At 54.7% G+C, this 12,037-nt stretch carries 12 protein-coding genes; 4 read left to right on the top strand and 8 right to left on the bottom strand.

Translation table 11 applies throughout. From position 1 onward, the window contains the following. Nucleotides 1-128: 128 nt before the first annotated feature. The 3 genes from RMV17_RS10820 (at nucleotide 129) to RMV17_RS10810 (ending at nucleotide 2,221) form a co-directional block, all read left to right on the top strand. The gene (locus RMV17_RS10820; protein WP_311886487.1) at nucleotides 129-551 is read left to right on the top strand and encodes a HEAT repeat domain-containing protein; all 423 of its coding nucleotides are present in this window, start codon (nucleotides 129-131) and stop codon (nucleotides 549-551) included. 611 nt (nucleotides 552-1,162) lie between these two features. Further along, nucleotides 1,163-1,666 carry a hypothetical protein gene (locus RMV17_RS10815; RefSeq protein ID WP_311886486.1) on the top strand — a complete coding sequence of 168 codons (504 nt, stop codon included), beginning with the start codon at nucleotides 1,163-1,165 and terminating at the stop codon, nucleotides 1,664-1,666. Between the two features lie 57 nt (nucleotides 1,667-1,723). Then, nucleotides 1,724-2,221 carry a hypothetical protein gene (locus RMV17_RS10810; RefSeq protein WP_311886485.1) on the top strand — a complete coding sequence of 166 codons (498 nt, stop codon included), beginning with the start codon at nucleotides 1,724-1,726 and terminating at the stop codon, nucleotides 2,219-2,221. A gap of 39 nt (nucleotides 2,222-2,260) precedes the next feature. On the opposite strand, the gene RMV17_RS10805 is transcribed toward RMV17_RS10810, so the two are convergent. Then, nucleotides 2,261-3,073, bottom strand: coding sequence for a VanW family protein (locus tag RMV17_RS10805; protein WP_311887029.1), 813 nt, complete (start codon nucleotides 3,071-3,073; stop codon nucleotides 2,261-2,263). 224 nt (nucleotides 3,074-3,297) lie between these two features. On the opposite strand from RMV17_RS10805, the gene RMV17_RS10800 reads away from it, so the two are divergent. After that, nucleotides 3,298-4,107 (top strand): glycosyltransferase, encoded by an 810-nt coding sequence (locus RMV17_RS10800; RefSeq protein WP_311887028.1) that lies wholly within the window; start codon nucleotides 3,298-3,300, stop codon nucleotides 4,105-4,107. A 349-nt stretch (nucleotides 4,108-4,456) separates the two neighbouring features. Here the strand turns inward: RMV17_RS10800 and RMV17_RS10795 are convergent, their stop codons facing one another. From RMV17_RS10795 to RMV17_RS10765, 7 genes are all read right to left on the bottom strand, one after another. Then, a complete protein-coding gene (locus tag RMV17_RS10795; RefSeq protein WP_034152555.1) occupies nucleotides 4,457-5,041 on the bottom strand; it encodes a hypothetical protein in 585 nt (194 codons plus the stop codon). Nucleotides 5,042-5,126: 85 nt separating this feature from the next. Continuing rightward, on the bottom strand, nucleotides 5,127-5,309 hold the full coding sequence (locus RMV17_RS10790; protein ID WP_077572118.1) for a hypothetical protein: 183 nt from the start codon (nucleotides 5,307-5,309) through the stop codon (nucleotides 5,127-5,129). Nucleotides 5,310-5,319: 10 nt separating this feature from the next. Then, complete coding sequence (locus RMV17_RS10785) at nucleotides 5,320-5,562, bottom strand: hypothetical protein (RefSeq protein ID WP_108227212.1); 243 nt, start codon at nucleotides 5,560-5,562, stop codon at nucleotides 5,320-5,322. A 168-nt stretch (nucleotides 5,563-5,730) separates the two neighbouring features. Continuing rightward, complete coding sequence (locus RMV17_RS10780) at nucleotides 5,731-6,798, bottom strand: lipocalin-like domain-containing protein (RefSeq protein WP_311886484.1); 1,068 nt, start codon at nucleotides 6,796-6,798, stop codon at nucleotides 5,731-5,733. Beyond that, nucleotides 6,788-9,259, bottom strand: coding sequence for an FtsX-like permease family protein (locus RMV17_RS10775; protein ID WP_311886483.1), 2,472 nt, complete (start codon nucleotides 9,257-9,259; stop codon nucleotides 6,788-6,790). The genes RMV17_RS10780 and RMV17_RS10775 overlap by 11 nt, the downstream gene beginning before the upstream one ends. Beyond that, nucleotides 9,256-9,909: an ABC transporter ATP-binding protein gene (locus RMV17_RS10770; RefSeq protein WP_311886482.1), complete on the bottom strand. Its 654-nt coding sequence runs from the start codon at nucleotides 9,907-9,909 to the stop codon at nucleotides 9,256-9,258. Before RMV17_RS10770 ends, RMV17_RS10775 begins: the two co-directional genes overlap by 4 nt. A 199-nt stretch (nucleotides 9,910-10,108) precedes the next feature. Then, on the bottom strand, nucleotides 10,109-11,806 hold the full coding sequence (locus RMV17_RS10765; protein WP_311886481.1) for a sulfatase-like hydrolase/transferase: 1,698 nt from the start codon (nucleotides 11,804-11,806) through the stop codon (nucleotides 10,109-10,111). Nucleotides 11,807-12,037 lie beyond the last annotated feature (231 nt).

Here is a 12,037-nt window from a genome sequence, read left to right as displayed (position 1 = left end):
AAATAAAACAGGGACAGACCACGACTCCTTATTTTAAACGGGGCAGATCACAGTTTTTTACATCCATAATCTCCCGCCTGGGAACTCCCCTCTTTCTCGCTATTTAACGTGATCCGTCCCTGAACAACATGAACAGCAAGATTTACGAAGAATATAACTACTGGCTTGGACCGAATGAAGACTCAAATTGGAATGAGTACATTACTGAACAGGTAGCTCATGGAGTTTTAGGAAAATTTAACGCCATGGACTGGCAACAACTTAATGAAGCAATTCTTTCAAAAGAGGAATACTGGCAAGAAAGAAGCGCTACTGCTCTCGGAGAGTTGCGATCGCCCGAAGCGATAGAGATTTTAAAAAAACTTCTTGACTCTACGTTCTCCAAGGTAGCAGTCGCCGCAGCTTCCGAACTTGATTGGACTGAAGCAGTTATTGAGGAAAAATACTCTAATAAAATCCAGAGAATAATAGACAATCTACCCGATGAAGAAATTGATTGTTACCCTGAACTCAAAAACCTATTAAAAAAATCAAAAAACCAAGGTTCCTAATAAAAACTGAAAGCCTGAGTTTTTAAGACGAGTAAAAAGCCTCTACAAGTACGGAAACCGCTTTAACTTCGTCAACCTGCTGGGTAGAAATGAATCTGTCATACACAGCTTTCCAGCCTCACCTGAACAAGTTAAAAAATACATGGGCAATGTAAAATGAGACCCAAACTAAAGCACGAACTTCAACCAATTCGAGTGCCAAGCGGCTGGACAATAACAATCAACAACTTTTTTGAGGTTGAGTTAACCCCAGAAACTAACGACTGGTTCACCTGTTCAGTACTGTTAGGGGGCGTAAGGCGTAGTACTGGGCACTGCTTCGATTCTAGAGTAGAGCCAGAGGGAGACCCCGACGGAGAGTTTGTAATTGATTTCCTAAAAATCGAATATGATCACAAAGGAAAACCGGTGAAAAACTCCGAAGTTTTTCTCGGCGAATTCAGAACTAAAAGCAAGATTGAATTCATCAAGCAGATTGAATCATTCATGATCGAAGCATGAAATACAAATAGAAGAAAAAATAAAAGCGCAAAAAAATAGGACAAAAAAATGTGAAAGATTTATTTTCTACAAACTGAAAATAAATCCACTCCCGTTCCCCCGGAGCGCCATTGAAAATTTTGATGACTTTGGAAAAAGCCTCAATGAAAACAACCTTTGAAACAGCTTTAGAACTTCATGAAACATCTGATTTCTTCAAAGGCAATGGAAAATATTTTGCTCGCGGCTCTGACTGGGGAGATCATCTTTTCATTAGCAACTGGCAGGAAATGTGCGGAGTTTTAAAACACAAAAAAGCAGCACAACACCTGCTGACAACTATATTTCAAAATTATGTAGAACACTTAAAAGAAGATTATTCAGATGCGGAAGGATTGCTTTCAAACATAAGCGCTTACTACACACTTAAAAGCAAAATCGCATTTCTGTCAGACAATAATTACGACTTGGTTGAGAGCCTTGACGAAAACAGCAAAAAAACCATAGGAAAATTATTCCGCCTTCTTAGACAGCAGTACGACATAAAAAACGAACTCTTGCCAAAATACAAATTCAATGATGAGATCAAGCGATTAAAACTCAAGGGCTGTCTAATTGACCTCGAACACCTTTGAGCAGTATTTAATGCGACTACCTCACATCACCCCACGTTCGCTACTTGACCAGTCCTCATGATTAAACATCAGATCACTCTAGCCAATGGATGGACAGCAACCTTTGATAACAACGGTGAATTCCGTATGGGAGCCGAAGGTTGGAGCCTGTCTTTGCAAGGGCCGGACGGCAGGAATATTCATTACTTCGCGGACCAGATCATTCTGGTCAGCGATGACGACGGCACTCAGGCAAATTCATGCCTGCGTCTATCTACTGATGGTGTTTACGGTTATTTGAGTACAGCCGTTGATAGCTGCTGGGTGATCGATTTTTCGCGATGCATGATCGCTCCCCATCGGGTAAGCATCTATCACTACCATGACGCCTACGATGAAAGCGTCGCAGCTTACGAGCAGCCGGCCTTCAAACGCGCGAGGCAATACATCAGCGTTGTTGGAAAGTACATTTATCTGACTTTCCCTCTAACCAAAGATGAGGACTTTCCCAAGGTATGGGAGGAGTACCTCTCGATACGCAGACGCCAACTGGATGAGTTGTATTTCAGAAACTGATCAAAGGGCGCCATCGTCAGCGAAGTGCTTTCACGCGCCCTACCCGATCAACTCATCTGCCACGTCATACTTAACCACCACCCGATTCCGATACAACCTCACCCGTTCCACCAATTCCCCAACCTGCCCCTTCTCCCTCACCTCCCGCCAAATCTCATTCTCCCGATACACCCGCGCGCCCTCCCGCACAAACCGATGCGCCTCTTGAAACACGTGATAGCGATATTCCCTCACCCGATCACACAACAACTCCCCTTCGAGTTGTGTCTCGCCGACGTTCAACTTCAGCTGAAAGCTCCGATCCGTCGGGTTATGCAGCACCAGATCAACGTAGTTGTAGAAAATCGCCGCCCCGGATCCAAACGGCAGCACCCGCCCTTCATCGGGAAACGGGTCGAAGCTGTGGTTGGAGCGCTCGACCACCACCAGCGGAGAATGAATCGCCATCCAGTGAATCAGGTTGCTCAGTTGGCAGATGCCACCGCCTACACCGCGTCGTGCCTCGCCGAATGACAGTTCCATGCCTTCAACGTAGCCGCGCTTCAAAGTCGGGCGGCCGACGAGGCGGCAGAAGGAGAAGTGTTCGCCGGGGCCGATGATGACGCTGTCGATGGCAGCGACGGCGAGTTTCAGGTTGATGACTTTGTTGTGTTGCAGGGCGAGGTCGGAGTCGCCGAGTTTGCGGATGAGTTTCGAGGTGTGTTTGAGGTAGCGAAATGGCAGTCGCTCGGCCGTGGCAACGGGGCGTGCGTAGCGTTTGCTGGAACAGTGCCAGGCAATTTGGCGGAACAGTCTTTTTTGCCACACGCGCAGCCAGTAGAGGGCTGGGTGGTAGAGGGAGAGTGGTTTCATCCGTGACACAACGGCGCGCGCCGTTTCTTCCTTGAGCCGTGAGGGGGGCGCGCATTTTATCCGGTAATGACCGGCAGTACCCCATGCATTTCATTAGACCAACAGCCTCTCTTCGGCATACATCTACCGTCACATCCACAAATTAAGGTTCGACTAAGGTTGCCTCGCTACGATCGCAGCCACGAAACCCTGTCGCCCTTGAATCGCAGATGAGTACTTCCGACATGAAAGCGTTTGATTTACCAACCCAGCCATCGTCGAATTTCAGCCTCGTCTTGGTAAATTACAAAACCCCGGACATCACCCGAATGTGCCTCGAACTTTTGCGTGAGCACGTCCAGGAGCAACGCATTCCGGTGTGGGTGGTGGATAACGATTCGGCGGATGCCAGTCTCGATTACTTGCGCACGCTCGACTGGATCAACTTGATCGAACGGCCTTCGCCGGGCAGGGAAGTCGGCCATATTGCGCATGGCAAGGCACTGGATCTGGCGCTGGAAAAAGTCGACACCGATTATCTGTTTCTGTTGCACACCGACACCTTTGTCTACGACAAGGAAGTGTTTGCCATGATGATGCGCGAGTGCACGAAAACTCCGGATATGGCTGCAGTCGGTTGTGTCGAACAACTCAATCGCGGGATTGTGCGTGACACCTGGCGTTTAACTTCGCGTTTCTGCAAGCACTATGTTCGCAAAGCAAAAGTACGTCTTGGCCTGCGCTCGAAAATGCCAAGACCGTACAAAGAAACTCATCTGAAAAGTTTCTGCACATTGTGGAATGCACGTTTGATGAAGTCCCAGGGCTTGCACTTTTGCATGGATGAGCAGGTGCCCGGATATGCGCTGCAAGATCGAATGACTAGCTTGGGCTATGGCATCAAGTTTCTGTCGCCGCGCAAGATTTTCAGCTATCTGGATCACATTCAGTCAGGAACCGTCGCGGCGGCAGGCACCTACGGGGCAAATCACCGCAGGACGAAAATGTATCAGGCGACGCTGAAGCGCTTTCAAGGGGCAGCTAGACACAGCTGAAGCGCACACCTCGGTCTAATTCACTGCAAACAAAAAGGGCGACTATAAAGTCGCCCTTTTTGTTTGCAGAAATTGTATACATCTACTCCGAAGAGGTGTTCGCCCAGTGTAATGGCCTGGCAATCCATGCACCGGTAAAGAGCCCTGACACTGGGCGAACGGGAGGGATTTTAATAGAAGTTGGCGCTTATGTCCTCATTCTTGAATATGAAATTTATGTACGAAAACGTTAATAGATATTTATCGACGATTCCTTTCATGAAACTTTCAATGAGGTCAATCCGAACTAATAGTATGACTACTCTCATACAAAAACTGTACAAGAGCAGCCACCCTGTAGAGTTAAAGCTCAACTTTCGTGTTGACTGGTCACTTTCAAGATATCGGTGTAAGTAACAATAACGCTCTGCCCTTCCTTCAGATTTTTCAGTTTGGCTTGAATTTCGGGCTTTTTCACGTCGAGAACTTTCGATACGCCCGCCGGGTTTTGCAGGGTCACCTGATTTGTCTTCAAATCAATTTTGGTGATTTTCAGTTGTACCTGAACCTGACGGTACGCTTCGCCACCGGGGTTATCGCTGCCCGGGGCCTTACGCAACTCACCGGTACGTTCGGTGGTACCAGGCAGACCTTTATCCACATCGGTGTCGAGGTAAGCGGCGACAGAACGCTGAACCTGGATGGTGACCTGATCGCCGGCCTTCAGATTGTCGAGGTTTTTCGCCTTGTCGCTGAGCTGAACGTGAACCGGCTTGCCTTCGGCACCTTCCAGCACAACTTGATGTTTGGCGGCATCGACGGAGATCACTTTGGTAGTGACCTTATCCGCCTCGATGGAAGCGGACAGCGGAATATCGGCAGCGAAGGCGCCGAAGCTGGTGGCGGACAGTACGGTTGCGAGGGTGATGGCCTTGGCCAGTGCGTCGAGCTTCATAATCAATACTTTCCCTGTGATGAATGGCAGCGCCCGGCGTTGAAGCGGCTTTGACGCCGAGCGTGCCACTGAGCATAGACGCTGTTCAGGGCTTGGCTGGTGTTTGTTGTTTGGCGGTGTCCTGCGCGGTTGATTCGCCACTGGGCGTGCCCTTCCCGCTATTTTGACGTTGTTTGGGATCGGTGGGCCGCAGGGCGTCGTTGTCGCGTTCGGTTTCGCCCGGTGGCCGGGGTTCGTCGGGGTGTTCGCCTTGGGTGATGGGTTTCATGGGGCTGTCCTCAGGCTTCGGGGTCGTCGAGTTCACGGGTGACGTTGATGGCGGGTGAATCCTTGTGCAGGTCGTCGGCTTTGGCGCGCAGGATCTGCCATTGCTCCAGGTCAATGGCGCCCTGGCCGAGCAGGTCGTCGGCGATGCGTTGCAAGTCGAAGTAATGCGCGTCGGGGGATTGCTGCCAGTAGGTTTCGTCGTCGAACAGGCGTTGCCAGGAATTCAGGTCTGGGGGTTGCAGGTCGTCGCTCATGGCTAATCCTCGGCAGATTTTTCTGTAGAGGACAACACACCAAGCCAAGTTCAAAACCGATCCATTGTAGGAGCTGCCGAAGGCTGCGATCTTTTGATTTTGCTTTTAAAAAACAAGATCAAAAGATCGCAGCCTTCGGCAGCTCCTACGGGGATTTGTGGGTACCTTTCAGTACCCGGTCATTTCCAGATAGCCTTGGCCGGGATGGCTGCCGCTGATGTGCACCGGGCCTTCCCAGTAAGGAATGCGCAGATTCATCCAGGCGTTGGGATTGAGCGCATCGAGGGTAATGTCGAGGTGTTTGTCGGGAATGCTGATTGACCATTTCACCGGCATCGCCCGACCGGCGACTTTGGCGGTGTCTTGCGGGGTGAGCTGGATCTGCGAAGGACGCAGTGTTTGCGTCTGGCCATCGGCAGCGATCCAGGTACCGGTGAGATAAGGCGCGCCGTCCTTCTGGCGCATGCGGTAGAGCATCACGTGTTCACCACCGTCCAGATGCAGGGAAAACCAATCCCAACCGGTTTGATTAGCGGTCAGCGGCTGGCTGCTCCATTCGCGATCAAGCCACGCGGGGCCGCTGACGGTGTAGCGCTGGCCGTCGATCTGCAACGTGCCGTTGGCCTGAAAAAACGGCTGGCTGTAGTAATACGAAGCCTGACCTTCTTCGGATTTCTGACTGAAGCCCTTGTCGCCCTGCAACACCAACGGACGACTGGAAGTGAGGTGCAGTTGATAGGCGAAGTCCTTGTCGCGAGCGCTGAGTTGCAGGTCGCTCAACGGATCCTGCGCCTCACTGGCAAACCGCCAATCATCGATCCACGCCTCGAACGGCGCCAGCCGCACACCGGCCTGCCCCACTCCGCCTCGGGCATAACGCTCGGCAGCGTGATGAACCGTACTGGATGTCACCGCCGCATGCCCCAGCCAGATCGTTTGATTGCCCCACCCTGCCGTCTCCGCCACAGGTTTCAAAGCGCTGCGAAACAAAGTCCACTGCACGCCGAACTCATTGCCCTGCTGATCCTTGAGATTGGCGGTGATGTACCACCACTCGATGCGAAAACCCTCATGCGCGCCATGATCGGCCGGAAAACTGAACACCCGTCCCGGCACCACCGGCGTAAACGCCAACGCCTGATTGCCCATCCCGGCGAAGCCCTTCTGCTCCGACGCCGATTGGTCGCAACCACCGAGCAGCAACAAAACCATGAGCACAACCAGATTAATCCTCATGGGCAAACGTCCTCAGCAGGTCCGCCGGTTGCGTGCGGTACAGCGAATACAGCGGCCATGCCGAAGCCAGTAACGTCGCCAACAACGCCAACCCCATCAACTGCAGCAATTGCCACGGGAACACCCGCAACGGCAGCCGCCAGCCAAACGCCTGCACATTGATCACCGCGTCCAGACACCACGCCAACGCGATCCCCAGTGGCAATGCCAACACCAGCGTCAGTACCGCCAGCAGCCAGGTCTGCCCGAGATTTAGCAGCATCAATTGCCGCCGCGTTACGCCCAGCGCCCACAGCGGTGCGAGTTGACCGAGGCGACTTTGGCTTTGCGTCAGCAGGCTGATGAACAGCGCCACACCCGCCACCGCCAGCGTCAGGCTGTTTAACGCCGCCGTCGCCGCAAAGGTCCGTTCGAAAACCTGCACCGACCAGCCCTTGAGCCGCGCCTGATCGACGATGCGACTGTCATCGAGTTGAAAGCGCGCCTGCAAAGCAGCTAAAAGTCCCGGGATATTCTGCGGCTCGATGCGCAGATTGAAACGGTTCGGCGTCAGTTGCGGCCAGCCGCGCAGCAGATGATGGATGTTGACCAGCAAGTGGCCCTTTGGATTGCCGTAGTCGGCGTAGATGCCCACGATGCGCGGCGACCAAGTGCCGTTTGGCGTCGGAATCGCCACGTGTTCGCCCGCTTGCAGTTTCAGACGCCGGGCGAGTTGCTCACTGAGCATCACCGCATCATCCGTCGCCAGATGCGCCCACGGATCGCCGCCAATAGAATCGAGCAACGGCCAGTGCTGGCGATAGTGCGCGTGATCGATGATGCCGAACACCTCGGCCGGCCAGCCCTGCAAAGTCACCGCGACCTGCCAGTTGGGCAGAATCGCCGCGATGTTCGGCTGCTGTTTGAGCCAGCTGTACATTTCCCGCGACTGTGCCGGATTGCTCGGGTTGATATACAGTTCCGCGCTCAGGCGTTGTTCTAGCCAGTCATCGAAGGTCTGGCGAAAACCGGCGGTCATGCTGCCAGCGCCGATGTTGGCGGCGAGCGCCAGGAGCAACGCCATCAACGCCAGACTGAGTGCCGGCAGTTGCTGGCGGCAATCGGCGAGAAACCACTGGCCGAGTACCGAGCGACTGCGCCCGAGCAACTGATTCAACAGCGCGCTGAGCAACACCGGCAGCGCCAATGCGGCACCGATCAGCAACCCGGCCATCAAGACAAAACCGCTGGCCAGACTGTCGCCGCCGATCAATGCCACCAAGGCAATCAAGACCAACAGCGCTGCCAGCCAAGCTTGGCGACGCAACCAGCGCGCATATTGCTGATGCCAGGCTTGCGGATCCGCCACGGCCAACAACGGCAAACGGGCGGCGCGCAGCAGACTGTTGGACCCGGCGAGCAAGGCGCCGAGCAGGCTCAAACCGATGCCGCTGAACCACCACCAAGGACTGAGGCGCAACTGTCCCGCCACTTCCGCGCCATACAAACCGCGCAGACTGGCGGCGACATCCGGCAGCAAGACACTCGCCAGCCAATAACCGCTGATCACGCCGAATAGCCCGCCGATCAGCGCCAGCACACCCAGTTCAACGATCAGGCAAAAGATCAACATCCGCGCGCTGACCCCGCACGCGCGCAGCGTACGCAGCAGACCGCGCCGTTGCTCAAGAGCCAGGCCAATCGCGGCGTGGACGATGAACAAGCCGACCACGAACGAGAGAAATCCCAACGCATCGAGATTGAGGTGAAAACTCTCGGTCAACCGCGCCAGATTGTTTTCCTCGCCGCTGCTTTTGAGCTGCAATTGCCCCTTGAACACGGCAGGCAACTCGGCGTGGAAATCCTTGGGCAGCAATAGCCGCGACAATTGTCCGGGTTGTTCCAGCAGGGTTTGCGCGACGCCGATGTCCACCAGCAATACGCCGGGCGCCATGTCCTTTTGCGCGAGCAGCGGTGGCAATCGCAGTCCACTAACTGTTTGCGGTGTGTCGCCTTCACGCAGATCCAGCGCCTGCAAGGTTTCCGGTGAAATCCAAGTGCTGCCCGGCGGCGTGAAAAACTCGACCACACGCTCAATCGGCAACGCCTGCCCGGCCACCGCCGAATCGGCGGGGAGCGACACCGGTTCAATGCCCAAGAGTTGCAACCGCTGATTTTCAAAACCCTTGAGCAGTAACCGACCCTGCAACAGCGGCGACACCGGCCAGCCCTGTCGGCGCAGATCAACGAACCATTGCTGCGCGAACGTCGCCCCGTTCGGCGTACTGAGACTGGCCTGCGGTTCGCCACCGATCAACTGGCTCGCCCGCGCGTAACTGTCGCGCGCCTGACTGTTCAGCGCTTCGACGCCGGTAAGCAAACTGGTCGCCAGCCACAACCCGGTCAGCACACTGAAAAACTGCACCGGATGGCGCCGCCAATGGCTGAGCAGCGCACGTAGGGTCTGACGGAAAACGTTCACGTCAGCCGCCCGTTGGACAACATCACTCGCTGAGCTAAACGGGCCGCAACCCGTTGGCTGTGGGTGACCATCAACAAAGTGATCGGTGTGTCGTCAAGCAATTCGAGCAACAGCCGCAACACTTCATCACTGGTCGCCTCATCGAGGCTACCGGTGGGCTCATCGGCCAACAGCAATTTCGGCTGCGACGCCAACGCCCGGCCCAACGCAACGCGCTGCTGCTGGCCACCAGAAAGCTGCTCGGGATAACGCTTGAGCAAATCGCCCAGCCCCAGACGCTGCACCAGATGCGCCTGCCACCGCGGCTCATGACGTCCGGCCAGACGCGCCTGAAACGCCAGATTGTCCTCGACACGCAAACTGCCGATCAGGTTGAACTGCTGGAACACCAGACCAATTTCTGTGCGCCGCCAATTCGCCAATTGCGCTTCGTTCATCGCCTCCAGCCGATGTTCGCCGCTGCGAATGCTGCCGCTGTCGACTTTGTCGAGGCCGGCCACCAGGTGCAGCAAGGTGCTTTTGCCACTGCCGGATTCGCCCATCAACGCCAGGCTGCTGCCGGATGCCAGCGTCAGGTCGATGCCTTGCAGCACCGGCAATGGGCCTTGCGGGGTGAGATAGCTCTTGAAGACGTTTTCAACACGAAGCATGCCGCCACCTGATCGGTCAGTGTGGGGCAAGGATAGCGGATGCCGGTGACAGAGCTGAATCTTGCGGTGAACTCAATGGCCTCATCGCTGGCATGCCAGCTCCCACAGAGAATGAGGTTGTTCACAAATATTGAATTCACCCTAAAACACTGTGGGAGCTGGCTTGCCAGCGATGGGGCCAGTCCTGCCAACCCAAAATCTACTGACCAGCCGCGACACTCGCCGGCGCCTGCGACGGCGTGACAATGCTGCCCAGATCAATGTGCTTCCACTCAGGCTTGGCCCCCAGCCGCGCATTGAAGCGGTAGTTGAAGGTAAATTCATCCGCCGTCGCAACACTCAGTGGCTTGCCATAAACCGCCTCGATCCCCGCCAGGTCATAGCCCATCAACTGCAGCAGGGTCGGGAAGATGTTGTAGTGGCTGGAGCGATCCTTGTTCGCCGCCAATTGCGCCGACCAGTCCAGCGTTTTCAGATCGCTGCCCTGAATCACCACCAACGGCACCAGCCCCTCCTCTTCCACCGGATCGCCACCGCAATGGGTGTTCAGGCCCGGATTACCGCGCTCGTGCAAATCCTGGCCATGATCAGACGTATAGATCAGCAGCGCATTATTCAGATTGGCCTCGGCGAACACTCGCGCAAAGAATTCGCCGACATTCCACAACACGGTGTTCTTGTAGGCATTGCGGTACAGCACCCAGTCATCCGGCTGCCCATTGAAACCGTTGCGCTCGCCGGTATCGGCCACTTCGGTGAACTGTCCGCGCGGTAGTGTCGGGCGGTAGGCCATGAACGCATCCGGGTATTTGTCATGCACCGGGAAGTGCGCGCCAACCTTGTTGATCACCACCAGCTCCGGTTTGTCATCGTTGAGCAATTCGATGAGCTTCGCCGCTGCTGCCATGTCGCGATCGCGCACGCTGGTCTGGTCGAATTGCACGAACTGGTCGATGTCCTTCTTCTCGGTGTCGGTCATCAGGTTCTGCAGATTGCCGGCGGTGCGCTGGGCATCGATGTAGACAGTGCGCAGTCCGGCCTTCTTGGCGTACTGCCAGATCGAGGGCAACGTGCTGTTGATGCGCATGTAGTCGGCGCGGGTGCCGCCGTAGCGCAGGGTCACGTTGGTGTCGGCGCTGCAATTGGCGATGGACGCCGCGTAGCCGTAATTGAAGATGTCGACGCCGGGACGCGCCTGTTTGAGGTTGCTGTGCACACCGAACGGCGCGTTGATGTCCAGGTAATTGCCGGAGATGCTTTCGTCGATGATCAGCACGATGTCATGGCCGACCGCTTGCGAGGTGCGCGCCAGAGTCACCGGTTCGCGCGGGCCGACGGTGTTGTGCAGCGCTTCATAGGCAAACAGGTTCAGATAGGCCAGTGGCGTGTACATGATCGGCAAACCCCGCGCGCCCTCGCCCGCACGCAAGAACAGCACCGCACTGAGCAGCAGCACGCCACACAGCGGCGCCGCCACACGCAACGCGTTGGGAATCGACAACCCGTGGCGAGGTTTCAGGCCGATGCCGAACAGCAACAGCAAACCGTTGAGGGCGCCGTGCAGGATCGCATCGCGATACTGATACGCGGCTTCCTGAATGAAACCGCCGGAGTAGACCAATGAGACGAAACTGCTGTAGCTCAGGTAATCCGCCGTGACGCGGGTATAGACATCGAAAAACACCGCCGAAGCAAACATCGCCAATGCGAAAACGTGGCGAATGAGAGTCTGCCTTATATACGCCGTTAGATATAATGCTAAAGTCAGCGCCAAAAACATCGCGCCAAAAAGAAGTACAGGAAAACCGAGGCCGATAGCATTTAACCGGTCAATGTAATATTCGGCATAAAGCAACAAATAAATAATTAAAAGCCATTCTTTCGCATATCTGAACATGGCGATACCGGTCTTGCCAAACGGCCAGGAGTCAAAGGTTTGTCATTCAGAACCTGACACTAGCACCCGGCCCTCAAAGCGCAAGAATTGACTGCCTTTTGTGAAAAGCGTCAAAAAACCGATGACTCAAATCTGACACACAACGAACGCCAGAAGCCTTTAAATTAAAGGCTTACGACCGTTTATCGCTTAATTTGAATCTGAACAAATCTGCAAGCAAGCAACAAATTC

Source organism: Pseudomonas sp. VD-NE ins, from assembly GCF_031882575.1.
GTDB classification, from domain to species: domain Bacteria; phylum Pseudomonadota; class Gammaproteobacteria; order Pseudomonadales; family Pseudomonadaceae; genus Aquipseudomonas; species Aquipseudomonas fluorescens_BZ.
The sequence above is the reverse complement of the archived record's forward strand: the minus strand, read 5'-3'. Positions and strand labels throughout refer to the sequence as shown.